At 50.9% G+C, this 25,909-nt stretch carries 18 protein-coding genes and 1 pseudogene; 6 read left to right on the top strand and 13 right to left on the bottom strand.

Annotated elements, in window-relative coordinates; genetic code table 11:
• The 6 genes from HHO50_RS00790 to HHO50_RS00775 form a co-directional block, all read right to left on the bottom strand.
• Window positions 1-1,398 (bottom strand): Ig-like domain-containing protein (locus tag HHO50_RS00790; RefSeq protein ID WP_181304102.1); only part of this gene is annotated, 1,398 nt, incomplete at its 3' end.
• Window positions 1,399-3,128: 1,730 nt separating this feature from the next.
• Window positions 3,129-3,689, bottom strand: a complete 561-nt coding sequence (locus HHO50_RS00785) for a response regulator (RefSeq protein WP_181304101.1) — start codon at window positions 3,687-3,689, stop codon at window positions 3,129-3,131.
• Window positions 3,690-4,507: 818 nt separating this feature from the next.
• Window positions 4,508-4,906 (bottom strand): hypothetical protein, encoded by a 399-nt coding sequence (locus HHO50_RS21005; protein WP_219921408.1) that lies wholly within the window; start codon window positions 4,904-4,906, stop codon window positions 4,508-4,510.
• 118 nt (window positions 4,907-5,024) lie between these two features.
• A complete protein-coding gene (locus HHO50_RS21000; RefSeq protein WP_219921407.1) occupies window positions 5,025-5,480 on the bottom strand; it encodes a serine hydrolase in 456 nt (151 codons plus the stop codon).
• Window positions 5,396-5,608, bottom strand: coding sequence for a hypothetical protein (locus HHO50_RS20995; protein ID WP_219921406.1), 213 nt, complete (start codon window positions 5,606-5,608; stop codon window positions 5,396-5,398). The genes HHO50_RS21000 and HHO50_RS20995 overlap by 85 nt, the downstream gene beginning before the upstream one ends.
• Window positions 5,609-5,866: 258 nt before the next feature.
• Window positions 5,867-6,373, bottom strand: a complete 507-nt coding sequence (locus HHO50_RS00775) for a DUF2628 domain-containing protein (protein WP_181304100.1) — start codon at window positions 6,371-6,373, stop codon at window positions 5,867-5,869.
• Between the two features lie 340 nt (window positions 6,374-6,713).
• Between HHO50_RS00775 and HHO50_RS00770 the strand changes: the two genes are divergently transcribed.
• The 3 genes from HHO50_RS00770 to HHO50_RS00760 all read left to right on the top strand — a co-directional run bounded on the left by HHO50_RS00770 (window position 6,714) and on the right by HHO50_RS00760 (window position 10,415).
• Window positions 6,714-8,372 carry a hypothetical protein gene (locus tag HHO50_RS00770; RefSeq protein ID WP_181304099.1) on the top strand — a complete coding sequence of 553 codons (1,659 nt, stop codon included), beginning with the start codon at window positions 6,714-6,716 and terminating at the stop codon, window positions 8,370-8,372.
• Window positions 8,373-8,480: 108 nt separating this feature from the next.
• Window positions 8,481-9,401, top strand: a complete 921-nt coding sequence (locus HHO50_RS00765) for a serine hydrolase (RefSeq protein WP_181304098.1) — start codon at window positions 8,481-8,483, stop codon at window positions 9,399-9,401.
• An 18-nt stretch (window positions 9,402-9,419) separates the two neighbouring features.
• Window positions 9,420-10,415, top strand: coding sequence for an N-acetylmuramoyl-L-alanine amidase (locus tag HHO50_RS00760; protein WP_181304097.1), 996 nt, complete (start codon window positions 9,420-9,422; stop codon window positions 10,413-10,415).
• Between the two features lie 550 nt (window positions 10,416-10,965).
• Here the strand turns inward: HHO50_RS00760 and HHO50_RS00755 are convergent.
• From HHO50_RS00755 to HHO50_RS00735, 5 genes are all read right to left on the bottom strand, one after another.
• The gene (locus HHO50_RS00755) at window positions 10,966-13,062 is read right to left on the bottom strand and encodes a M3 family metallopeptidase (protein ID WP_219921405.1); all 2,097 of its coding nucleotides are present in this window, start codon (window positions 13,060-13,062) and stop codon (window positions 10,966-10,968) included.
• Window positions 13,063-13,446: 384 nt separating this feature from the next.
• Window positions 13,447-15,006 carry a serine hydrolase gene (locus HHO50_RS00750; protein ID WP_181304095.1) on the bottom strand — a complete coding sequence of 520 codons (1,560 nt, stop codon included), beginning with the start codon at window positions 15,004-15,006 and terminating at the stop codon, window positions 13,447-13,449.
• 145 nt (window positions 15,007-15,151) lie between these two features.
• A complete protein-coding gene (locus HHO50_RS00745) occupies window positions 15,152-16,336 on the bottom strand; it encodes a DGQHR domain-containing protein (protein ID WP_181304094.1) in 1,185 nt (394 codons plus the stop codon).
• Window positions 16,326-16,829 (bottom strand): hypothetical protein, encoded by a 504-nt coding sequence (locus HHO50_RS00740; protein ID WP_181304093.1) that lies wholly within the window; start codon window positions 16,827-16,829, stop codon window positions 16,326-16,328. The genes HHO50_RS00745 and HHO50_RS00740 overlap by 11 nt, the downstream gene beginning before the upstream one ends.
• Window positions 16,830-16,843: 14 nt before the next feature.
• A complete protein-coding gene (locus tag HHO50_RS00735; protein WP_181304092.1) occupies window positions 16,844-17,644 on the bottom strand; it encodes a Dam family site-specific DNA-(adenine-N6)-methyltransferase in 801 nt (266 codons plus the stop codon).
• 372 nt (window positions 17,645-18,016) lie between these two features.
• Here HHO50_RS00735 and HHO50_RS00730 point away from each other — a divergent pair, with 372 nt between their 5' ends.
• The gene (locus tag HHO50_RS00730; RefSeq protein ID WP_181304091.1) at window positions 18,017-19,264 is read left to right on the top strand and encodes a DEAD/DEAH box helicase; all 1,248 of its coding nucleotides are present in this window, start codon (window positions 18,017-18,019) and stop codon (window positions 19,262-19,264) included.
• A gap of 147 nt (window positions 19,265-19,411) precedes the next feature.
• On the opposite strand, the gene HHO50_RS00725 is transcribed toward HHO50_RS00730, so the two are convergent.
• Window positions 19,412-21,028 (bottom strand): FAD-dependent oxidoreductase, encoded by a 1,617-nt coding sequence (locus tag HHO50_RS00725; RefSeq protein WP_181304090.1) that lies wholly within the window; start codon window positions 21,026-21,028, stop codon window positions 19,412-19,414.
• Window positions 21,029-21,188: 160 nt separating this feature from the next.
• Here HHO50_RS00725 and HHO50_RS00720 point away from each other — a divergent pair, with 160 nt between their 5' ends.
• The gene (locus tag HHO50_RS00720; RefSeq protein WP_181304089.1) at window positions 21,189-21,971 is read left to right on the top strand and encodes an SDR family NAD(P)-dependent oxidoreductase; all 783 of its coding nucleotides are present in this window, start codon (window positions 21,189-21,191) and stop codon (window positions 21,969-21,971) included.
• A gap of 138 nt (window positions 21,972-22,109) precedes the next feature.
• Complete coding sequence (locus HHO50_RS21165) at window positions 22,110-22,805, top strand: DsbA family protein (RefSeq protein WP_370457506.1); 696 nt, start codon at window positions 22,110-22,112, stop codon at window positions 22,803-22,805.
• Window positions 22,806-24,981: 2,176 nt separating this feature from the next.
• On the opposite strand, the pseudogene HHO50_RS21160 reads toward HHO50_RS21165, so the two are convergent.
• A pseudogene (locus HHO50_RS21160) lies at window positions 24,982-25,887 on the bottom strand (DUF2723 domain-containing protein); the annotation flags it as partial.
• Window positions 25,888-25,909 lie beyond the last annotated feature (22 nt).

Below are 25,909 nucleotides of genomic sequence, written 5' to 3'. Positions count from 1 at the left end.
CAAAGTCCTGGCGACAGGCGCGGGTGCTGCGAAGCCGTTGGTCGCGGGCTGTGAGGCGGTGATGGTGGCGGTTCCGGCCGAGAGGACGGTGGCGCTCCATTTCCCTGAGGCGTTTGAGACCGACACCACGGCCGGGTTGGAGGAGGAGAAGGAGATGGGTGCCTGGGCGTTGGTGCTGGAGGCGCCCAGCTCGAAGGGGGCGTCGCCCACGGTCTTGCCGGCCGGGGCGGGGAAGTCGATCACGGCCTGGGCCAGGGTTCCGGCGTTGCCGTAGGCCTGTATCTTCTGGGGGATGTTGTTGCCGTACTTGCGGATGAGGATGGCGTCTGCCATGAGGGGCTTGGCGGGCTTGAGGCTGACCCAGGAGAGGTAGCTCTCCCCGGTGAAGGTGCCGATGAGGGTCTTCTTGCCCCCGTCCAGCGCGTAGACCGTGACGGGGTTGGTGGTGAAGATGCCCTGGTGGTCGTAGAGGGCGAGCCGGGTGATCTCGCTCCTCCTCTCCAGGGTGAGCGTCACGTCCACGTAGGTCATGTTCCGCTGCGCCCACTCGCTCTCCACCAGCTCGCCCAGGTTGTCGCTGAGCCAGGGGGAGTAGTCCTGGCCGGTGTTGGCGCTGGCGGAGACGGAGGTGAACCTGATCCGGGACTCTGATTGGGATTGGGCTACTGCCGGTGCCACGGCCAAAGTCCTGGCGACAGGCGCGGGTGCTGCGAAGCCGTTGGTCGCGGGCTGTGAGGCGGTGATGGTGGCGGTTCCGGCCGAGAGGACGGTGGCGCTCCATTTCCCTGAGGCGTTTGAGACCGACACCACGGCCGGGTTGGAGGAGGAGAAGGAGATGGGTGCCTGGGCGTTGGTGCTGGAGGCGCCCAGCTCGAAGGGGGCGTCGCCCACGGTCTTGCCGGCCGGGGCGGGGAAGTCGATCACGGCCTGGGCCAGGGTTCCGGCGTTGCCGTAGGCCTGTATCTTCTGGGGGATGTTGTTGCCGTACTTGCGGATGAGGATGGCGTCTGCCATGAGGGGCTTGGCGGGCTTGAGGCTGACCCAGGAGAGGTAGCTCTCCCCGGTGAAGGTGCCGATGAGGGTCTTCTTGCCCCCGTCCAGCGCGTAGACCGTGACGGGGTTGGTGGTGAAGATGCCCTGGTGGTCGTAGAGGGCGAGCCGGGTGATCTCGCTCCTCCTCTCCAGGGTGAGCGTCACGTCCACGTAGGTCATGTTCCGCTGCGCCCACTCGCTCTCCACCAGCTCGCCCAGGTTGTCGCTGAGCCAGGGGGAGTAGTCCTGGCCGGTGTTGGCGCTGGCGGAGACGGAGGTGAACCTGATCCGGGATTCTGATTGGGAATACCCAATCTGGGTTAGTAGTAGAAAGAAAAGTAGAAATAGAAATGGGCGGTTACTCATTGTGAAGGGTTTAGGGTAGTGGTGTGTTAAGGATTTTACTATCCATTCTTGCGTTAAATAAGGGTGTTGATAGTAAGTGATTCGGCTTACTAAACTCTCTGTCCTGAAGTGCTGTGTGTAAGCAGTGTGTCAGGAATAAGTTAAATTGTCAATGTGTCATATTTCTATAATTTTTTTGCGAAATTAAAACCTTTATTTATCAAAACAAGTAAAAGGTGCGATTATTTAATAATATTGATATTTTTTAGATAAAAGTGGGTTTTTTATATGACTATTCAATGTTGTTAAGCCTGTGTTTATCTGTGAATTGGTAAAGGATAGGTCTGGGTGTGGCTTAGGGATGTAAGGGATTTCTATATGATGGCTGCGGGAATATAGGTGGGTTAATAACAGGGCGAGGTCTTTTAGAAGACTGGTAATTGTTTGATATCTTCATCGTTGTTTGAAGGGTGCTTGGCGCGATAGGGGTAAATCCTGTGCGTATAGAATGGAGTAATGGTGTGTTTGGTGCTCTTCACAATGCAAAGAACAGGGTAGCAGAATGCTTGAAATAGATGTAAATCAGCACTGTAAGACTTGGTTGCTTCAAAATCTGTGTAGATGCTTCGATTTGTGTAGTGGTGGCGAGCCGATAGGTTAAGTTGTTGTTGTGAGAGGTTTGAAAAAGTTCCAGTCTGTGCTATGTGTCTTTTTTTGGGTATGCTTCTTCTTTTGTTGTAATCTTGGTGTGGAGTGAAATAGGGTGTTTTTTTGAGTTTTTACCAAAACCGGGGGATGTGTTCTGAAAAGCGGTAAATTATTGTTCTTAATTTGTTTAATTAGGATTTATTTAATAAATGTAGATTCTTGGGGGTGAAATAAGATGTAAATAGTTATAATTTGTTTGTGTAATATTTGCTCTGAGATTTCGTTTCTTTGCGTTAACAATACATGAAAACGTGTTTTCAGGGGTACATGAACACAGTTGGCTTACCCTTGGGTGTACGGGATGGCTACTAAGAAAGAACCAATGAGAAAACATCATGAATGCTAAGCAACATTAAATCTGGTAAGTCAAAAGAAGAAGCCCTTCAATGTCGTTTTCAGGCTAGTTTCTGGAAAATAGCTCTAATACAGAAGAGCCGAACCTGCTACTGATATTCACAGCTAATAAAAACAAGGTGCAATTGAACTGATAAGGGAGAAGAGGGGAATAGAATGGTTCTTCAATCTTAGCTACTTCCTCAATTGATTGAAGAATTTAAATAGGATGGGAGAAAACGGAAGGATTACAGCATTTTCCTCTGCTGCAAAAATGAACGCAACAGAATGTTTGCCGAATGGCATTAACCTCATGTGGGCTTTAATAGCTTGTTTAGGCTTTGGGTTTGTAAGCGAAAACGGCAAGAGTAGGTTCTGCGGAAATGGTTTTTGAGCTTCGTAGCAGCACTACGAAGGGGGTGAAAGCGTGAGCACAAGTTCTTGCTATAGCCGTTTGCAGCGCGCAAGATAATGTTCAAACATACTCTAAAGAGTAAGCCAATTGCCTGAAAGACTAGGAAGGTTGGTTTGCCTTCAGCATAAGCTGAGGTATGAAATGAAAGAGGTGGGCACTTTAGCTGAAACAGGAATGCCTGACTTGTAATTGGCCTTCATAAAGATTTCAAACCCTGTCTGCAAAACAGAAAAAGGTGTCTCCAGGGGAGACTTAAAAACTCTGGAGAACACCTTTTTCCTGCTATATAAGAAGCCTACTTGTTTGGCTGGTCTGCCTTTGATAGTTTCTCTGGTTGGGCTGGTTGCAGGTTCATTCTCTGGGTGAGTTCAATGATCCTTTGCTCCAGCTTCTCGTTTTCAGTTCTTAAATCTTCTAATAGTTTTTTGTTCGCTTGGCGTTGTTTGAGTTCTTCTACGGCAGTCTCCATGATGGTCTTTAGGTTTTCTTTTTCCCAAGGTTTTAAAATGTATCGGTATACCTTGCCACTGTTGATGGCGTCAAGAATAGAGGTGGTATCGCTATGGCTAGTCAGAATGATCCTGATCAGGTCTTTGTCTTCTGGTAAACTTTTCAGAAACTGAACGCCATTCATTTTTGGCATCCGTTGGTCAATAATCACTAAAGAGATTGCTTCCTGGTTTAAGATCCTCAATCCTTCTTCACCAGACATGGCGGTGAAAACCCTGAAGTACTTCCTGAAAGAAGACTTGAATACAACCAGATTGTCTTCTTCATTATCAATATAAAGGATGCCGGGTTTTTCAGATCCATCATCTGAAGGGTTTGTAATATGTTTAGGTGTGGTGGGATCCATGCCTTTTGTACTGATTATATTTAAGTTGATGTGGTGCGTTGTTCTTAAGCCTATGTTTGAGATTGCCAAACAGTGTTACCCTTGCCCAGCAAGTTTGCTTGACAGAGGAACGATAAAACCTTCTTTCTTTGGTAACTTCTAAGTGAAGAGTCTTATTTGAATGTATGAAGGTAGTAGTAATATCTTAAACTCTACAATTTAGATGTTCAATTCTTTGTGAAATTTATTCTATAGAGAGCATAACAGTGTAATAGGTTGTAGATGAACTAGATTTATTTAAAGATGAACAGATAAAGGCATTTATAGTTTTAAGGACTTAGAGCTTGTTTAAATTTGAGGTTTGCTGGCTCAACTAACCAGAGAAATGTTCTGCGGTTGCGTCGCAGCGCTACGGTGCGACGCAACCGCGAACGCAGGTTCTTGCTATGGCCGTTTGCAGCGCAAAGATGAAATGTAAACATGCTTTTAACCCTCTTGCGTGTGCCAGAGTAAGTTGCTTTGTAGTCTATAAACGAATAAAAACGCCTGTTCTTATCCCATTCTGGAATAGCATTCCTTTATTTGTACGCAGTATCTAGCATGATGTTAGTGTAGCTGTAGGCGGAACACCAAGTGCTTCCTGCATTCTGTTTCATTTTTAGGCTATTTTCATAAAAATACACTTGAAACGGAAAAAGAGAGCAAAGTGAGAGAAGAGTAGGCAAGAAGGCCAGCCTCACAGGGGCAAAGCGCAGAAAGGAAATCAAAGAAGCCAGGTCTTTCCTTTCCTTGCAAAAAAGACCCGTAAAACGAGCCTCTTTTGTCAGCTCTGCATTTTACTAGTAATACCTGCCAACCAGTCTGGTGAAAACGTTGGGCCAATTTACATTGCCGTAATCTTTGCCTAAGCGCACAATAGGCAGGTTTTTGGCGGGGTTCATGTACACATACTGCCCCAGAATGCCCTGCGCCATGAAGTCTCCGTTTCGGGACGGGAACCACCCTTGGTACTGGTAAGACCAGGCGCCGCCCTGGGTAGTGTCAATCTTAGTGGACTCCTTCACCCACGAGGCGGGCACCAATTGTTTGCCGTCCCAGTTGCCGTTCTTAAGGTACAAACGGCCGAGTTTGGCGAAATCACGGGCGCGGGCGTTCAGGCAGCAGAAGGGTTTCTCCAAGCCCTCTTTCTTCTTGTCCAGACTCCAGCTGGCATCGTATTCCATGTTCATGGGCCCCATAGTTTCTCCTGTAAGTACTGCGTAATGGGTTTGTTTGGAAGCGCTTTTTCCAGAATAGCCCCAAAAGCTGGGTGTTGCCGCTGATGTACTCAAATGCCTGGCCCGGCTCTCTTTTAGGTTACATCTCACTAATATAGTCGCGCAGGTGCCGCCCGTAGTAAAAACTGGCCGCATCACCGAAGGGGTTGACATAGCTCTCGTTGAAGTCAATGCCCAGGGTCATCTGCAGTAAATGCCGGATGGTACCCTTTCCCAGTCCGTTCTGTTTCAGCTCCGGTAAATAGTTCGTGATCGGTTCTTCCACCGATTTGATAAATCCGTCTTCCAGCGCGCAGCCAATCAGCAGGAAGGTGACGGATTTCGCCATCGAGAAAGAGGCCACCACAGAAGCCTGGTCATAGCCATTGAAATACTGCTCATAGACAATGGTGTCATGACGGATGATCAGGAAAGCAACGGTTTCGTTTTGGGCCAGATACGTATCAAGTTCTACCTGGCGGTTGCCAGCGGTGGTAATGGCGTGGTAGCTTGCCGGAAAGTGAAGGGCTGGGCGCTCCGGGTGAGGGGCCGCCAAGGGAAACTCTTGTCATCTGTGATATCAGCGAAGTTGTAGAAGATAAAGCGGCTCAGTTGGCAGGAAGAGAGCCCAATAGAAACCGTGAACACCAGTGCCAACCACAGCGGCTTGTAGAGTCTATCCATATGCAGGAAGAGGGATTAGGAAGAATATTCCCCAATGGGCATTATCTTTCAAAAGCCCGCAACGGCTCTGGCCTGTCATCCAGGAGGAACCCATCAGGAAACTGGATTGGGTTTTAGGGCTATTTTCTAGAAAATAGCCCTAAAATGAGCGTTTCCCTCCCTGCTCAGGAAAACTGATTAGGTAATCCACCAAAAGTAATGATAAACGAAAAAAGCACTCGCCAGAGGCGAGCGAGTGAAATCATTGCTTTTTAAGAACTACCACTGATTGAACAACAGACTTCCCAATATAAGTGCGGCAACCAGAATGTGCGGAATGAGGGTGAAGCCCCCCTGCGTGCTCAGGGTATTGACTACTTGCTGCTCCGTTTGCTTTTCCTGTAGTGCTCGTTCTACCTTCGCTTGTGCTTGCCGGAGGTAGAGCCAGTTGCCCAGAAACCCTACCAGAACACTCCACGCCACGGTAGCGGTGTTGTTTAATAGGACGGCTTTCACGTCAGTAATTCCATAGTATTGGATGGCTTGCCCCAGCAGGAAAGATTGCAGGAGCAAGGCTAGCATCAGGAAGAAGGCAGGCACGTACATTTTCCGGTACAGCATCCAGAAAAGCCCGAAAAAGAAAGCCCCAATATTGAACGTGATTTTGGTGCCGGCCCGGTAAAGCGCCAATTTACGGAGATAGTAATCGGCATCGGTGCCAAAATAAGCCCTGTAATACTCTTCCTGGTCTTCTTGTGCTGGCGTTTCTTCTGCGGGTGACATCATGCTGTTGCTGGTGAATCTGTGGGCAATGAGATGCAAAGGTACAAGCCCCTGCGTTAATCTGCCTAGAAACGGCATGATTAACCGTCTAAACGAAATCAGCGTGATTTAATAGATCCTGCTTTTCCCATTAACGAAGAGGAAGCGCTTTCCTCTCTTTTAAGAGCATGCTTTCTGAAAAAGACAATCAAAACAGAAAAGCGATCTGCCTTCCCAACACGCCTTATTAGAAAGAATAGGCGCAACAACAGCTTTCCATCTGAAAGATTATGCGCTTCGGGTTGCGGGGAGTACGGTTATTTTCAGGCCGCGTGCGTACAAGGGGGCAAATGAAGGCTGTGCTTTGGAAGAAGTAAAACATACCTCTAAAAGAAAGAAGTACTTGGTGGTGGGCGGCTTTATTCTGCTGGCCGTCATGGCTGTTCTTTTAATTGTGTTGCAGAACCTGGATTCCTGGGCCCAGAAAAAGCTGCAGAAACAAATCTCCACCCAAACCAAAGGCCTCTATTCCCTGCAAATGGCTGACATGAAGGTGTCTCTTTTAGCCGGATTAGCCATGCTTGATTCGTTGAAACTGACACCCCATGATTCAATCTGGAAACAGGTGCAGCAAAAGACTCCGGCAGAGGCTCCCGTCAGTGTCTCAGAATTGAAAGCTGCCCAAGTGCAGGTGCGGGGTATCCGTTTTGTGAAGCTGCTTTGGGGCGGGGAGATCAGTTTGCACTCCATCCGGGTAGATCATCCTGAGTGGACGCTGAGGCAGATGAAAAAAGATACGTCCTCGCAAGCCCTGCACCAAACCCTGGGGAAGCAGTTTCGGGGAATGGGAATAGATAAGCTCAGCATCAAGGACGGCACCATCCGGTTCAGGGACAAGCCTACTGGCCGAGTTGACCGGTGGCAGGTGAGAGGGCTTGATCTGGAGGCCGAAGGGGTGCAACTGGACAGTGCGTCTTTTCAGGACTCTTCCCGCGCGTTTTACAGCAAAAAGATTTCGGCTTCCATCAGAGAGGCTTCGTTTTCACTGCCAGATGGAAACTATAAAATCAAAAGTGGCCCTCTGCAGGCATCTACCCAAAAAGAAGAACTGACTTTGAAGCAGCTTCAACTCATTCCCCTGCGCAGTGCGGCCCAGATGTCGCAGAAAGCCGGGGAGGCCGTGACCAGGTTCAGCGTACAGATTCCAGAACTGCGGATGACCCAGGTCGATTTTGGCACCCTGTCCCGGCATTCCAACATCTACCTGGGGTCTCTTGCCGTGCTAAGCCCCAAGGTGAATGCCTACAAAGACGGCAAGCATTACGTGACCAAAGGAGAAGGCCTCATGCCCCATGACCTGATCCAGAAACTCACCTTCGGGATGAACATCCGCACGGTTAGGGTGCGCGACATGTATGTGCGCTATGAGGAACTGGCCGAAAAAGCGTTTGAAACCGGCTACGTCACAGGCAGCAACATTGACCTGACGCTCACCAACCTCACCAATGACAAGAACTTGATTTCCCGCAAGAACCCGGCGGTGCTGAAGGGGGGTGGTTTGCTCATGGGCAAAGCCCCCATGCAGGCTACCGTACGGCTTGCTTTGTTAGACCCCCACGGCTACCACTCCATGGAAGGCACCATTGGGAAAGGGTACCCGGCTATTCTCAACCCCATAATAGAGCCCGGCATGTTTGTGCGCGTGAAAAGCGGGGTGCTGCAAAGGGGGGCTTTCAATGTGGAACTGACCAAAACATCGGCCACCGGCTCCATGCAACTGCAGTACGATGATTTCAAGATTGACCTGCTGAACAAAGACGAGGAGAGAAACCAGTCATTGGGCAACAAGCTAAAATCTCTAGTGGCGAACAAACTGGTGCTGAAATCTGAAAGCGAAGAAGACGGCAAAACCCCGCGCGAGGGAAAAATACAGGTGAAGCGGCGCAGGGAACGCTCGTTTCTGACCTACTGGAAAGACTGCCTGGCCAACGGAGTGCTGACAATCATAGGGGCACCTAAGTAATGGGAAGAAGTGCACACCGCTGGTTCTCCTTCCCCGTGTTTTGAAGTGTAGCCGCTAACCTTTACCTTGGATTTTCAAGACCCTGACCAAAGGCCTGTTTCTACTCGTATGCGCGCATTTTTCCTGTTCTCCCTCACATTGATTTTTCTGGCCATGTTTTCCCCCTCTTTTGCCCAAAACAGCCCCAAAGAGCTGCTTAGGCAGAAAACCGAACAGCAATTGCGTGCTCTGCTGGCTGCCTCACCGGCCGTTACCGGACTGGTGGCCGTAGATTTAACCTCTGGTGAGACGCTCAGCTTTAACCAAGACATGGTGTTTCCGCAGGCCAGCGCCATCAAAATCCCAATTCTGCTGGAAGTCTACCAACAGGCACAAAACGGGAAATTCAAACTGACGGATCTCCGCAGGATTGCCCCCGCCAACGTGGTGGGCGGAACGGGTATCATCCAAGACCTGGTGGACAGCACCTCCTTCAGCATCCGTAACCTGGCCGTTCTCATGATTACCTTGAGTGACAACACCGCCACCAATGCCTTGATTGACTTGGTGGGCATGCCCACCATCAACGCCACTATGCAGGGCCTGGGCCTGAAACAGACGCGGGTGCAGCGCAAAATGATCCAGTCGGCGGCGTCAGGGAGAGGGGAGGAGAACATCTCCACTCCGGCCGAGGCCGCCAAGATTCTGCAGATGCTCTACAAAGGCCAGTTCCTGAACAAAGCCGCGTCTGCCGAGATTGTCTCCATCCTGCAAAAGACCAACCGCGAAACCAGCCGCCTGGCCCCAGGCATCCCGGGCCATGTGCCCCTGGCGTTCAAGCCCGGCGTCCTGAACGGCGTCTCCACCGAGTGGGCCCTGGTGCTTCTGCCCGAACGTCCTTACGCCGTGGCCATGATGGAGAACTACAAACCCCAGGGCAAAACCGACCGGGTAATGGAAGAGGCATCGGCGGTGCTGTACCAGTATTTCTGGCGACTGGGCAATGCCACCCGCTACGGCACTTATGTAGACCCTAAACTGATCAAGTAACCTTCTCGTTTCACCTGTATGCGCCTTACCCCCTTTGTAGCACTGTGTTTTATTCTGATGCTTATTTCCTTTTCAGGAAGCGCGCAGAGAAATGGAAATCCGTTAGCGGGCAAGGTCATCTGCCTGGATGCCGGGCACGGTGGCACCGCCCAAACCGACCAGTACCGCGTGGGCCCCACTGGCGAGCGCGAAGAATGGATCAATCTGCGGGTGGCGCTGCTCTTGCAAAAGCTGCTGGAAGAGAAAGGGGCCACCGTGCTCATGACCCGCACCACTGATGAAAATGTCCCCTTTGATGACCGGGTAAAGCTGGCAGTTCAGCACAAAGCGCAGGTGTTCCTGTCCATCCACCACAACGCCACCGCAGACTCCAATGCCAACTTCCCTATCATTTACTACCACGGCTATTCATCAGAAAACAAAGCAAGTGTGGAACTGGCTGAAAAGATAGGGCAGGCGCTCGTCAAGAAACACTATAAAAGAAACGTGCCCGTTAGTATTGCCTCAGACCATGCCATCTTTCCTGCCGCCGGGGCCAAAGTCCTCCGCGACACCTACGGTATTCCGGCCGTCATTGCCGAGGCTTCCTTTTTCACCAATGCCCCTGAAGAAGCCCGCCTGAAGAACCCTGATTATAACCGGCAGGAGGCCCTGGCCTATGTGGCCGCTTTAGAGGCGTTTTTTGAAAAAGACCCCCAAAACATCGCCCCGAAGAACTCCCTCCATACCTTGCCCCCGTTCAGAGCTGCCGTAGAAGCAGAGCGCATGAGCCCCACCGCCAAGCGCTGGCTCCAGGATTACCAGGAAGGACGAAAGCTGATGAAAAGCAAAGTTCCCGCCGCCCAGCAACAAGCGTATGACCTGTTTACCCGCTCCGCCCGTTCTTTCCCAGATTCTTACGTAGCCGCCGCCTGCCACCAGCACCGCGCCACTTTGCTGAAGCGCCTGGGGAAACCTGAAGAAGCGAAGCAGGAAGCCCTTCGGGCGAAGGAATTTTATGTGAAGCTGAAATAAGAGGCCGCAAAAGCCACAAGATGCTTGTTCGGGCGCTTGGTTTCTGGCCTATTTTTCTGAAAACAGGCCAGAAACGTTGATAGTACGTTGCGGGCAAAGCAAGGGCACCGTTGTTACCTTTCTCCTGGAAGAATGCCTCCCCTAAACCATGCGCCCTCCTGCCGGTGGTTCCCGGCGAGTCTGGAGACTCGCTTCATCCCAAGTCACGAGACTAGCTTCTCGCGCCAGTAAATTTCTAAACCTGTGAGGTCTTGGAGACCTCACAGGTTTTTGCGATTCCAGCCTGCTTCCGCAATGCCGCTTGCGCCAAAGACCTCGTCGTGCGCGCAGCTCCTACGAGTTTCTGCGCCAATGCCGTTTAATGCCTACTTTCTCTAAAACAGCCTCAAAACGCAGTGGCAAAACTCCCCTCTGGGGGGAAGAGGCGCATCTTTGCTCTCCAGACAGCCTCCAAAAAAACAGCCCCTTCCAGTTTTACCTGAAAGAGGCCGTTTCTTTGGTTACTCAGGGAGCAAGGCTTGTTTTACCACCTTCTGCCCAAGGGTACGGATTACAAACTCACCGGAGTCAGACCGCGTTTCTTCAGCAGGGGCTTAATGCTTGGTTCTGCGCCTCTAAACTTCTTGTAGAGTTCCATGGGGTCTTCGGTGCCGCCTTTCTCCAAGATGTTCTTCCGGAAGGATTGGGCTTTCTCCTGGTTGAACAAACCGTTTTCCTTGAACACCTGGAACGCATCGGTGTCCAGCACGCCCGACCAGATGTAGCTGTAGTACCCCGCAGAGTATCCGCCGGAGAAGATGTGGCTGAAGTACGTGCTTCGGTAGCGCGGAATGATTTGCTCCATCAAACCAACCTTTGCCATGGCCGTCTTCTCGAACTGGTTGATGTCACCCTCCAGGTTGGTAGTTTGGGTGTGGTACGCCAAATCCAGCAAAGAAGCGGCCAGGTACTCAGTGGTTTCGAAGCCCTGGTTGAAAGTGCCGGCTTTGTTCATTTTCTGAATCAGCTCGTCAGAGATCAACTGACCGGTTTTGTAGTGCGTGCCGTATAGTTTCAGGACTTCGGGTTCCGCAGCCCAGTTCTCCATGATCTGCGAAGGCAATTCCACAAAGTCGCGGGGTACCGAGGTACCGGCCATGCTTTCATAGGTCACGTTAGACAGCAAGCCGTGCAGCGCGTGGCCAAACTCGTGGAAGTAGGTGGTTACCTCGTCAAAGGTGAGCAGGGCAGGGGCGTCCCCGGTGGGTTTGGTGAAGTTGCAGACAATTGATATTACTGGAGCCAGGCGTTTGCCTTTTTCCATTTTCTGGGCGCGGTAAGAGGTCATCCAGGCGCCGCTGCGTTTGGAGGCGCGCGGGAAGAAGTCCATGTAAATGATGCCCACCAGTTTGCCGTCGGCTTCGGTTACCTCATAGGCGGTCACGTCCTGGTGGTACTTGGGCAGGTTGGGCAGTGGCTTGAATTGGAGGCCGTAGAGTTTCTCGGTGACTGTGAACACGCCTTTCCGGATGTTGTCCAGGCTGAAGTAGGGTTGCAGTTCCTGCTCGTCCAGGTTAAAACGCTCTTTCCGGATTTTCTCGGTGTAATAGCGCCAGTCGTACGGGGCTACTTTGAACTTGGCACCCGAGGCATCTACCATTTTCTGGATGTCCTGCTCTTCCTGTTTGGCTACGGCCAGGGCTGGGGCCCAGAGTTGGTCTAGGAGCTTGTTCACGTTCTCTGGGTTCTGGGCCATGGTTTCTTCCAGCACGTAGTGGGCGTGGGTTTTGTAGCCCAGCAACTGCGCTTTCTCCCGGCGCAGGTTCACAATTTTGCGCAGTACCTCTTTGTTGTCGTGGGCGTTGTTATTGTTTCCGCGCAGTGAATAGGCTTCCCAGATTTTCTTGCGCAGTTCGCGGTTGTCGGCGTATTGCAGGAACGGCATTACGCTGGGGTTGTGCAGGGTGAATACCCATTTTCCTTCTTTACCGGCCTGTTTGGCGGCATCCGCGGCAGCGGCCACTACGCCTTCGGGCAATCCGGCCAGGTCTTTCTTGTCGTCAATCACCAGTTGGTACGCGTTGGTTTCGGCCAGAATGTTCTGCCCGTACTGAAGGCTGAGGAGCGACAGTTCGCCGTTCATTTTCTTCAACTTTTCCTTGTCGGCATCGTTCAGGTTGGCACCGCTGCGCACAAAAGACTTGTAGGTTTCTTCCAGCAGTTTCTGCTGCTCTGGGGTCAGTTTCAGGTTGTTTTTATTATTCCAGACCGTTTTCACACGGTCGAACAGTTTCTTGTTCAGGATGATGTTGTCGCTGTGCGCGGATAAAGCCGGGGCAATCTCGCGGGCGATTTTCTGAATCTGCTCGTTGGTGTTGGCCGAGTTCAGGTTGTAGAAAACCGTAGACACGCGGCCCAGCAACTGACCGGCGTTTTCCATGGCCAGAATGGTGTTGTCAAACGTGGCCGGTTTGGAGTTGTTCACAATGGCGTCAATCTCCAACTGGTGCTGCCGGATTCCTTCCTGCAAGGCAGGCTTGAAATGGGCATCCTTAATCAGGTGGAAAGGCGGTACCTGGTGCGGGGTGGTGTACTTCTGTAAAAGAGGGTTGTTTTTGTCTGTGGCCTGGCCTGCCGTTTGTTCACTAGCCAGTAGTCCGATAGCCATAGTTGCGAGTACGCAGAGTGTTTTCGTGATCATTATGCTGTTTAAAACTAAAAAAAGCTTGTCCTTTCTATTGCGTACAGAAAGGAAACTTAAAATTACTTATTAAACGCTTGAGGGCAGGCATTCTGTATACATTAATCTTCTTTTGCCTGATAGAGTTGGTTTGGCTTTATTTCAAAAAATAATGATAGAAGCTGTTTCCTAAAGCGGAAGAAATTGATAACCCAGCCGCCATTAGAGGTGAGAACACCAAGTTTTCTGGGAAAGATTACGTACGGCGTTACAGGATAGCAACGCTACCTTTCTGATGGACTGACTTTCCTGTTTTAGGCCTGTTTTTCTAAAAACAAGCCTAAAACAGGTTTTCTCAAAAATGGACTCTCCCTACTTTCCTTCCTTTACCCGTATGAAGTTCAAATCCTGAAAATCATAGCTGAAATCGGTGAGCGGGGAGATGGGTTTCATGGTCATGCCCTGGGCACGCCCCTGGGTGTCCAGGGAGAAATTCACGAAGGCATCGGCATCCATGCTGCGGTCGCGCCATTTCACCACAAAGCTGGTGCCTTTGTAGGCGAAGAGCTGGCCGGTGAGCTTGGGCGATTTTTTAGCATCAAACCAGAGTAGCCCGTTTTTGAGGGAAATCACCACCTCGCCCAGCCAGGGGTCGCGGTAGGTGCCTAGGTAAGCGGCGTAGTCGGGGTTCTTTTTTTGCTGTTTCTGCACGGCGGCAATGTCTTTCCAGATGGCATCGGTTACGTTACCGGCGTTGGCCAAGGAAGCTGCGCGGGCTTTGGCGTACTGGGTTACGCGGTCGGTGCCGGTCATTTGGAAGTAGCTGTCTTTGATTTGGTCGGCGATGGCCCTAAACGCGCCGCCTTCCTGCTGGTTGGTCAAGACAATGATGCCCAGGTTCAGCTCCGGAATCATGGTCACTTGGGTCACCATGCCTTCCAGCCCGCCGGTGTGGTTCAGTTGCTTGTAGCCGCGTACGTCTGAGATGATGAAGCCAAGGCCATACGCCGCAAAGTGGGTGTTGTACGGCCCCGGGCTGTTGACCGGAATCAGGGTTTGCGGAGTCCAGAGTTCTTTGCTGACGGCCTCTGAGAACAGACGCTGGCCGTTGCCGTACTGGCCGTGGTTGAGCTGCACCAGCACCCACTTGCTTAAATCTGCCACGCTGGAATAAATGCTGGCCGCCGCGTGGTCTACTTCTGAACGGTGGCGCTGGATCACGCGCACTTTGCCGTCTACCATGGCGTGCCCGTCTATCACGTTGCGCTGGTCTTTCAGGCGCTCATAACTGGCCGCTGAACCCGTCATGCCCAGGGGCTGCAGAATGCGTTCCTCCACAAAATCGTCCCAGCTTTTTCCGCTTACCCGGGCTACCACCTCACCGGCTACAAGGTAGAGGTTGTTGTCATAGTCATACTTTGACCGGAAAGACGAGGTTGGCTTGAGGTAGCGCAGGTTGTGGATAATGTCTTTGAGCGTGAAGCTGTTGGAGTCTGGCCAGAGCATGAGGTCACCGGCTCCCAACCCCAGCCCGCTGCGGTGGGTGAGCAAGTCCCGGATGGTGAATTCCTCGCTCACGTACGGGTTGTACAGCTTGAACTCCGGAATATAGTCCTGCACCTTGTCGTCCCAGTTCAGTTTGCCCGCGTCTACCAGCTGCCCCAGCGCGGTAGCCGTGAACGCCTTGGTGTTAGACGCTATCCCGAAGCGCGTGTACTCATCTGTTTTCTCCCCGCTGTTCAAACTCCGCACCCCGTAGCCTTTGGCGTGCACCAGTTTCCCGTCTTTCACCACGCCCACCGCAATGCCCGGCACGTTGAACGCCTGCATGGTGCGCTGCGCCAGTTCATCTATTTGGGCGTTAGTGAGCCCTTGGCTAAAGCTGAGGGTGGTGGTAGTGAGGAGGAAGAGGGTGAGGAGGAGGGGTTTCATTTGGGGTGAAGGCCTAAAAGCTAGTTCTATTGTTTTGTTGGGACATTGATAACAGATATCTTCCAATACTAAAATATTCCTGATTTGTAAATTAATTCTATTTTTCAAACAAGCAATATAAGATAGTAAAAGATCCCATTTATGTTTAAGCTTTTAGTTCTGCAATAGTTTTTTGTTTTGTAAGAACTTTATAAAAAGAAGACTCACCACCGCTTCCAGGTAAAAAGTTACCTGATGTAAATTCTTCATCTTTTATGTCATAAGTACTGAAATGTTTAGCAAACTCAGACTTTGATACTATACGACCAATATCGTTGCCAGCAATTTCTAGATATAAATGTTTTAAAAAGCGCATAAATGCTTTAAATGCATTTGATTTTGGGAGTATATTGCCTACAGTATTTTGATCATTCCAAGATGTTGGCCACCTTTCCTCAATGCTTTTGAAATAATTATATAGAATAACAGCTATCTCACTATCTTTTCCATCAATAAACAAGTTTCTAAAGGGATGTTTTTTTAGTTCGTTAATATCTGCTCTTTTTAAGCTTTTGCCCTTTAACGCTGTAGTTCTATCTTCAAAAGGATCTGGTGAAATGAGCTTTAAAAGTGATTCTACAAATACAGCCTGAGTCAATGGTTCGGAACTCTCTCTACCTTCGGTTTTTACACCTAATCTTTTTATTCGGTGGTAAAGAGGGCTTGATTCATCAGCAGTATCTAACGCAACTGCTACTTTGTGGCCAGTGCGGAAAGGATTTCTAATTTTAGAAAGACCTTCTAAATCATAAACAAGACTACGATTTACTTTGGTCTGCGCAAGATTAATAGTAGCAAAAATATTTGCTTGTTCATCTATGTCTAGGCCAATAAAGACAACGACATTCAGTTCAAAATCCTTTATATCTAGAGTAAAATCATAATTACCTTGCGAATTCATAAATGCTGCGATTCTATGCTGACCATCAAGAACTTTCGCGATTTTATGAAGACTTACATTCGGGTCATCATCGAATTCCGACTTGAACTCTTTAAGTGTTAATACTGATTTTTCCGGATCATATTCAGCGCATTTTGGGTCAACAGAGAGTACGATTCCTGTTGGAAAAGAAGCATCAGGTGATTGAATGTACTTTTTAATCTTTAAAACTCTCGCTTTGTCTAGTGGACGTTGAATTCCTAAGTATTTCTCTACTTCTCTATCTTCATTGTTTATTCTGCGAATGTCAGAATATGTAATGTCAACTAGATCCTGAGCGGGGATAGTACCTATAAAGAACTCGCCTTTGGGTTGAATAACCTTTAAAACGTTAAAGTGCCTAGCTTCCATGGATTGAATCTTTAAAGGTTTTATTAAAATCAATTTCCTCATCCTTTTTATTTTTTATAAAGTCAGAAGATTTTGATGTATGGTATACAGAATAAACTCGAAATCCAATAGTGATCAGCAAAAATATTGCGGATCCGATTAGATAGTAAATTTTGCTGTTTATGTTATTTGTAATTTCTGGATCAACATTATTTTTGATTATATATGTGATAAGCAAAGCCGCTATATACATGAATATAGTTGAGAAAAAGAAAAAATCTAGAAAAGGTAATGAATAAGATTTACCATGTGTCTTTTTAAGAAAAAAAATAGAAGGTGCTAAAAAGCTAAGGCAGAAAGCAAGGAATTCTCCTGGATTGACTATTTGAATTGCCGCTACTACATCATTCAATTTTATAGCTTGAAGAAGAATTGTTAGAATTAATGGAAAGAAGGCAATAGCAGATAGCCAAAATACTTCACCAAGACTTTTCTTAAATAGAGCTGTATCCATATACAAGTGTCATTTTAAAAACATTTGATTGCTAATTCAGAGTAAATTCCGCGATTTTCCTTTTTGCCTGCTATTACACTAGCACGCTCTAGCTCATGGAATTCACCAACTCCGTTGTATAATTGTTTAATAGATTCGTGGTTAGCATTGAGGACGAGTACCTTTACACCTCTTTGGATAGCTCGTTTGACAGCTTTTTTAAGGCGAATTTGATCCTGCCAATCAAAGAGTTTTTCATTATATTTAATGAAACCATTATTGTTATGTTTTACAGTGTAAGGAGGATCTAGAAATAGAAAGTCGTTTTCTCGACATTTGGATATTATTTTTTCAAAATCTCCTGAAAATATTCTAGTATTATTGAGTACTTGAGATGCTTTCTGAAAGTCATCTGTATCTAGTATTACTTTGGTTTTTGTTCCAATCGGAACATTAAATTCGTTTTTTAAATTTACTCGATAAAGTCCATTCCAGCAAGTTCTATTTAGGTATAAAAATCTGACAGCAATATCAATTTCTTTAATTGGTTTTTCTTTTCTTATTTGATAATATGTTTCTGTTGAATGAATTGAATTAAGATATTGGAGACGTTCTTGGATTTGAAAATAATTATCTTTAATTTGGGAATATGTAGTTATAAGCTCATTATTTACGTCATTTATAATCGCTCGTTCGGGCTCCACATGAAAAAAGAGTGAACCTCCGCCAATAAAGGGTTCAACATATTTTGTAAAATTTTGCTTATCAGGAATTAAGTGTGGGTATTTATTAATTAACCAACGTTTACCTCCAGCCCATTTAATCAATGGTTCCATTTATATCTCTGCGAATTTAAATTTCAAAAATAGTAATTTAATTTAATTTAACATTAGCGGTATCACTTGGATGTCTGCACAAGTACAGTTTTTATATATGGATTTTAGGGTGGGTGCAGATATCTGGCCGATTATAGACATAAATTTATCTGATCCGCCGAATATACTATGTAGTAATCATACTATAGGTATTCATTTTCGTTTTTAGCCTCTTTCCCCAAAAACAGCCCCAAAACGCCCACCCACCACCCTCTCCACCACCTCCACCCTGCAAAAGCCAGAAAGAAATCGCACCTTTGCAGAAGTTTCTGCCGGTACCTCGTACAAGGAGAAACCGCTTGTCTCATCGGCGCAGGCCGAAACACCGCTTCCATGAAATTCGAAGATTACCACATCAACCCCGCCATCAAGAAAGCCCTGGACAAACTGGGCTTTAAGAAACCCACCGATATCCAGTTCAAGGCCATTCCGCCCATCTTGAAGGGCGAAGACGTGCTGGCTATCGCGCAGACGGGAACCGGCAAAACGGCGGCTTTCGCTATTCCGGTGCTGCACCTGCTGCATGAGCGCAAGCAGTACGCCCGGCAGGACGGTATCAAATGCCTGGTGATGGTGCCCACCCGCGAACTGGCCATCCAGATCACCGAGGTGTTCCATACCCTGGGCAAGCACACCCGCGTGGAGACCATGACTGTGTTTGGCGGCGTGGAGCAGGCCCCGCAGATTTCCAAACTGGAAGACGGCATAGACGTGTTGGTGGCTACCCCCGGCCGCATGTTCGACCTGGTGAGCCAGGGCCACATCAGGCTGGAGCGCGTGGAGATTCTCATTCTGGACGAGGCCGACCACATGCTAGACCTCGGGTTTATCAAAGACATTAGGGACGTGTTGCGGCACCTGCCCCGCAAGCGGCAGACACTGTTCTTCTCGGCCACCATCAATGAGCACATCAAAGACCTGGCGTATTCGCTGGTGACCAAACCCATCCGGATCCAGATTTCGCCCAAAGACCCGGTTTCCAAAAACGTGGACCACTCGGTGGCTTACATCGGCATGGACGACAAACGGTTCTTCCTGGAGCGCGTGATCAAGGAAAACGAGGGCAGCAAAATACTGGTGTTCGTGCGCACGAAGGTGCGGGCCGAGCGGGTGTTTGCCGCCATGGAACGCGTGGGGATTAAATCTGAAACCCTGCACGGCGACAAAGAACAGGTAGACCGGTTGGCCGCCTTAAACCGCTTCAAGAAAGGCGAGGTCAAAGTGCTGGTGGCCACCGATGTGAGTTCCCGCGGCATTGACATCCCCAGCGTGGAATACGTGGTGAACTATGACCTGCCAGACGTGCCCGAAAATTACGTACACCGCGTAGGCCGTACCGGCCGGGGCACCCAGAAAGGGAAATCCGTGTCGTTCTGCAGCCCCGAGGAAAAACCGATCCTGGACGTGATTGAGGAGTACCTGGGCAAGCCCATCAAGGTGCTGGACATTGAGAAACAGGACTACAACGCCACCATTGACTTCTCCAGCGAGGTAAAGCCCGACCTGAAATCCTTGATGAAGGAGATCCATGACTTTGAGGATGCGACTAAGAAAAAGAAAAAGCCGAAGAAAAAGAAGTAGTTATTTTCTTACAACGAATCCCTGTGTTTTAGGGCTATTTTCTGAAAAATAGCCCTAAAACACAGGGGTTTGTTTTGTGCCTGTTTTTCCAAAAATGGCTCCAAAACCACCATTTCCAGAAGTAGGGGCAACCACATTCTGGAACCGTTACTTGCTACTTTTCTTGTTACCCGCATATTTCCGGTAGAAGTATATACCGGCCAGGGCCGAGGCGGCGAAGAAGGCGGCAGACGTGATTTTCTTGTAGCGGTTGGAAGTGGTGGGTTTGTCCTGCATTCTGGAAAGATCCAGGTAGGCGGGGCCTTCCAGTACGCGGCCGTCTACGTCGAAGCGGCTGCCGTGGCAGGGACAGTCCCAGCTTTTCTCGGCTTTGTTGAAGTGTACCAGGCAGGCCATGTGCGTACACACCGCCGAGACCACGTGCAGTTTGCCGGTATCATCGCGGTACGCGCCGTAGTTTTTGCCGTCCAGCTCAATGTTCTTGCCTTCCCCGGATGAGATATCGGCGAGTTCTTCCACCTGGCTGCGGTAGGGCAGGTCTTTGAGGTACTGCACCATCACGTCTACGTTCTCCTTGATGAATTTAGGCGCCGCTTTCAACGGTTGGTGTCGGGTGGGGGAGTACATCTCGGCCCACTGGTTTTCTTTGCCCAGCATGAGGTCGCTCAGGATCATGGCCGACAAGGTGCCGTAGGTCAGCCCGTCGGCTTCAAAACCGGTGGCCACGTAGATCTCGGAGCCACTGTGCTTGCGCCCGATGTACGGCAGACTGTCGGCGGGTTTGTATTGCTGGGCGGCCCAGCGGTATTCCACGGCTTTCACATCAAAACGCTCGCGCACGTATTCCTCCAGTTTCCGGAAATTCTCCTCATTGTCTTCTTTGTGCCCCACTTTGTGCGATTCGCCTAAGATGAGCAGGAAATGCTCGCCCTGGTCATTGGTGTACGGGCGCAGGGAGTGGTGGTGCATGGCATGGTAAGCCCAAAAAGTACCCTCGGGCGGTAAGGAGTTCAGGGAAACGGCCAAGGCGTATTCGCGGTACGGGCCCAGGAGCGTGTGCAGAAACCAGATGCCTTTGGGGGTATGGGTGGCGTGCACCACCTGCCGGGCCCGTACTTTCCCGTGCTGGGTGTGTACCACGTGGGTTTTCCCTTCGTCTACCTTCAGTACTTTGCTGTTCTCAAAAATGAGGCAGTTGGGGCCCGAGGTGTGGGCCGCCAGTTCTTTCACGTACGCCATGGGGTTGAACTGGGCCTGGCCATCTAGCCGCAGCGCAGAGCTGATGGGGTACGGCAGGGGCGAAGAGGTGTCAAAATGGGCGGGCAACCCGGCGGCCAGCGCCGTCTCAAATTCATCTTTGATACACGAATCTTCCGCTGGATGCTCAGTTAGAAAATAAAACGGAACCCGCTTGAAATGGCAGTCTATGGAATAGCGTTGCACCAGGCTTTCTATCAGGTTGATGGCGGCGCGGCGCGAGGCGGTTAAGGCGTTCACCGTTTCCTGGTCGTATTTGGCTTTGAGCTGGTGCAGGTATTCCCCCACGGGGGCATACAGGTTTCCGGTGGAATAGCCGGTGGTGCTTTCGGCCACTTTTAGAGCCTCCAGTACCACCACCCGTTTTCCGGCCGAAGCCAGCAGGTGGGCCGTGGTGATGCCCGTGATGCCTCCTCCAATAATGACCGCATCGGCCACCAGCGAGCCCTGTAGCTGAGGGTACGTCGTATGATCGGCATCTTGCCGCCAGATAGAAGTTGTTTTCATAGGGTCTGTTATCCTTAGCGTTAGAAACAATGTCTGCACCTACGTTTTTAACGGGCCTGATGAGAAAAGGTAGGAGTTATTGGCCCGCGTTAGGTAAATTTGGAAAGAGAAAGCAAGCTTCTTCACGCCTTCTACGGCTTTTGATCCTATCCCCAGTCACATGCAGAACTATTACACCTCTAAAATCATCCTGATCACCGGCGGCGCCCAGGGCATTGGCCGGGGACTGGCGCAGGCGTTCGCGCTGGAGAAAGCCCAGGTGGTCATCACCGACCTTGACTGGGATGCCGGGGCAGAGGCCATGGCGTGGCTCCAGAAACAGAACCTTACGGTAGATTTCATGCCCTGCGATGTGAGCAAGGAAGAACAGGTGCAACAGCTCATGAACAAGGTGCGGCAGCAACATGGCCGCCTGGATGTGCTCATCAACAACGCCGGTATTGCCTCGCCGGCCCGCAAGCCCTTGGGCCAACTGCGCGTGGAGGAGTTTGACCAGGTGCTGGCCGTGAACCTGCGCGGGCCGTTTCTGTGCGCCAAATACGCCCTGCCGCTGCTGGAGAAAGGCACCAACCCCACTATTCTCAACATCACCTCTACCCGCGCCTTCCTATCTGAGCCAGATACGTTCGGTTATACCGCCGCCAAAGGCGGATTGGAAGCGCTCACGCATTCTCTGGCCATCAGTCTGTCAACCCAGCGCATTCGGGTGAACGCGATTGCCCCCGGCTGGATTGAGACCGGCCCCTGGCAGCAGGAAAGTAAAAAATCAGAACCCCACCACCGCAAAGAAGACCAGGAACAGCACCCGGTAGGCCGCGTAGGCACCCCCGAGGACATTGCCGAAGCCGCTCTTTTCCTCTGCTCAGACAAAGCGGGGTTCATCACGGGCCAGAGCCTGATCATTGACGGCGGCATGACCGTGAAAATGATTTACCACCAGTAGTGTTTTAGCCCCGTTTTAGAAAAAACAGCCCCGAAACGACATGTCCAGGTCAGCGTTTGCGCAGGTCTTATTGGGCGGCCGGAGCAAACCTTTCGGCCTTGGTTTTCGCTTAACAGAAGAGACCATTGAGGAACGCTTGTGCCAACGCCACCCGAAAATCTGCTTCTGTTGTATGTCACCGACCCTATGTGCGCCTGGTGTTACGGGTTTACGCCCGTCATCAGAAGGTTGAAGGCACTGTGGGTGGGCAGGCTGTCTGTACAGGTGCTGGTGGGGAGCCTCAACCCGTATGCGCAGAGTCCTCTGGCGTCGGCTGAAAAAGACAAAATAGCCGTGAGTTGGCACCGGGCCCAGGGCAAATCACACTTGCCGTTTGACTACAGCTTCTTCCTCCGGCAAGATGCCATCTACGACACAGAACCCGCTTGCCGGGCCTTGCTCACCGTCCGCCACCTTCGGCCCGGCCTCTCCCTGGAAGACCTGCGCGCCCTCCATTCGGCCTTCTACGCCGGTGGCCGGGATATCACCAACACCCACGTACTGGTAGAAGTGGTACGCCCCTTCGGGATTCCCGAAAACCTGTTTCTGGCCGTCTTTGAAACCAATGAGATTTACCGCCAAACCCAGGAGGAGTTCCAGCTGGTGGAGCGAATGGGCGTGAGTACCCTACCCAGCGTCTACCTGGATCACCCCCAAGGCCCCCGTCTCATCTCCCGTGGCTTTTTGCTTCCGGTAACCCAGCAGCTTGGGCCACTTGCACCAAGTTCTGCAAACCATATAAATTCAACTGCCTTTCTCGCTCAAAATAGGCGGGTTGTGTGGCGTAATACCTGAGTTGGGCATCAAAGCGCTGGGATAACAATTGCGTGAGTTCCTTTGCTTCCTTGGTGAGGCCCGCCTGTGCCAGGGGCAGAACCAAGGCTACGCTTTCAAAGTTGTGCGGGGCGCCTATATCAGGCAGCAAGGTGAAGCAGGCTTTCAGTACTTTTTGCGCTTGGGGGACATCACCAGCCTGCAAATGGGCGGTGGCCAGTGCTGCGAAGTTGCGGCGGTACACGGGCACAACCTGGGTCACAAAATTCTCTTCGTAGGGCTGGTGGGGGTTGGTCAGGCCGGTGTAGTGAAACTGGTGCAACAGGTTTTCCTGGGTACGCGGCCGGTCAACGTAGGCTTCTGACTGCGTATCTGGGTTGCGGATGGGAACCAGGCGCAGGGCTTGGCCCTCCAGTTGTAGGAAGGGCTGCAAACCAAGTTCTGAGGTTTCCGCGCCGGTACTGGAGAAGTAGAGGGGGCGTTGCCAGTGGTTGGAGGCAATCACGTCAAGCAGGAACAAGTGTTTTTTCTCCAGCGCCCCGGCTTGTAGTTCCCAGGTCATTGCCTCTGCTACTTGGTTCGCCCGTTCTGGGGAGACGGTGCCGTTCTGCAAGACTGTGTTTTTGTGAACCGGCAAACTCAGCTTCTTGGTAGGAAGAGCGTTCAAGGTGCGGCCGTCCTGCGTTTGCACCTGTAGGGCCGGGTGGTTCTGTTTCAGGAGGTTCAGGTATTGGTTTAAGTCCATGCCGCTGTCCTGCACGCTGGGAGTAGGCACGTAAGGCAGATAATTGTTGGCGCTGAAGGCGTACTGCGAAACGGGCAAGGTGCCGGGCAAGGGTGCGGAGGTGTTCACTCGGCGGCGGGCCTGTTCAATGTACCAGTCGGTGTTGAGGTAGGGCATGACCAGCACGCGCACATCCGTCCGGAAACCTTCTACTTCCTGCGCGTACCACAGCGGGAACGTGTCATTGTCGCCGTTGGTGAACAGGATGGCGTTGGGCGCTACCGAACTGAGTAGGTTCTTCGCTGAGTCCAGCGCATGGTAACGGTTGGAACGGTTGTGGTCATCGTAGCCTTCGGCGAAGAGCAGAACGGGGACAGAAAGCGCCAGCACCGTAGCCAAGATTGCCGCCGGAAGCTCTGCTTTGAGCAGGCGGCGCAGGAATTCGGCTAGGCCAAGCACTCCCAAGCCAATCCAGATGCTGAAAGCGTAGTAGGAGCCGGCAAAGGTGTAGTCCCGCTCGCGGGGTTCAACGGGCGGCTGGTTTAGGTACAATACAATGGCGATGCCGGTGAAGAAAAACAGCAGCAATACCACCCAACCATCGGCGTTTTTGCGCCGGAATTGAAAAAACAGCCCTAAAACGCCCAGCAGCAGCGGTAAAAGAAAAAACTGGTTACGGGCTTTGCTTTGGGCGATGGGTGAGGGAACTTCGCTCTTTTTCTCCCACGGCCACAACACCCCGGCGTGTGGCACATCGCTTTGGCGACCAATGAAATTCCACCCGAAGTAACGCCAGTACATGTGGTTGAGTTGGTAGTGCCACAGGAAACTCAGGTTCTGGCTAAAGCTCGGTTTCTGCCCTGGCTGCACGTTTACCCAGTTCTGGTACGCCCGCAAATGCACCGGTTGGTCTGAGTACAGGCGCGGGAGCAGCGTTTTTTCTTTGTCCTCGTACCCCACGTCATATTTGTAATCCACCACTGCGTATTCACCGTTCTGCGGAGCGTAAATGGGAGCCCCTTTTTCATAGCGCTGCGCCTGCGCGTTGAACTGCGGCCCGTACAGCAGCGGCCTGCTACCGTACTGTTCGCGCTTAAGATAACTCACAAAAGACAGCAGGTTTTCGGGGTTGTTCTCGTCAATGGGCGGGTTGTAACCGGAGCGGATGGGCACCATGAGGTAAGACGAATAACCCATCAAGACCAGCACAAAAGCTACCAAGGCGTTGTGCCACCGCACGCGTCCGGTTTTTTTCGCCCAGCGCAGTCCGTACGCAATAGCCGCCGCGAGGCCCAGCAGAAAGAAAACCGCACCTGCCCCATACGGCAAGCCGATGCTGTTGACAAAGAACACCTCCACCGCACCCGCTACCGTGGGCAAACCCGTAATCACGCCTTCCATTACCGCCAGCACCAAGGCCCCGCCAATACCTAAAGCCAGAAAAACTCCCTTCATTTTTGGCCTGTATTTCTGAAAATACACCAATAACGCAATAGCGGGCAACGCCACCAGATTGAGCAAGTGCACGCCAATGGAAAGCCCCACCAAGTAGGCCAGACACAAAAGCCAGCGGTCCGCTTCCGGATGATTGTCCTGGGCTTGCCACTTGAGGGCGGCCCACACCACAATGGCCGTGAAGAACGAGGACATGCCGTAGACCTCGGCCTCCACCGCGCTAAACCAGAACGAATCTGTGAACGCAAAAGCCAAGGCACCCACGGCTCCGCTGGCCAGCAGCAAGAGGCATTGGGCGGGAGAGGGGCCTTCGGCCGAGAAGGGCAAAAGCCGTTGGGCCAGTAACGTGATGCTCCAGAACAGAAACAGAACCGTACCCGCGCTGCTCACCGCCGAGAGGAAGTTCATCCACCAGGCTACCTTGGTCACCTCGCCCAAACTCAACAGCGTAAACAACCTACCAATGAGCAGAAACAGCGGAGCCCCCGGCGGGTGCGGTACCTGCAATTTATACGCCGCCGCAATGAACTCGCCGGTATCCCAGAAGCTGGTGGTAGGCTCCAGCGTAAGCACGTACACCAACAGGGCCAGTAAACCCGTAAACCAACCCAGAAGGGTGTTCCAACGCAGAAAAGTACGCCAGCGGGGAGAAATATTCTTTGCTGTTTTAGGGCTGTTTTTCAGAAAAATGCCAAAAAACGGGAGCATTAATCCCAACACCACCAACAAAGGCCCCAGCGTTAAGCCCAGAAACCCATAGCCCTGCGGGGTAGGGTCTGAAGCCATCAGGATAAACCCAAGCGCAATGGTGCCCATCCCCGCGAAAAGCCAGAAAAACTGACGTTGGGTGAACAGGAACGGAGCAGCAGGAGTGGGAGCGGTTGCTGTTTTGAAGGAATTGGTTTGAAAGGTTTTCAGGCTCATGGCGGAGGTGCTTTGGTGTGCT

The organism is Rufibacter sp. XAAS-G3-1 (assembly GCF_013623775.1).
Taxonomy (GTDB): Bacteria; Bacteroidota; Bacteroidia; order Cytophagales; family Hymenobacteraceae; genus Nibribacter.
The sequence above is the reverse complement of the archived record's forward strand: the minus strand, read 5'-3'. Positions and strand labels throughout refer to the sequence as shown.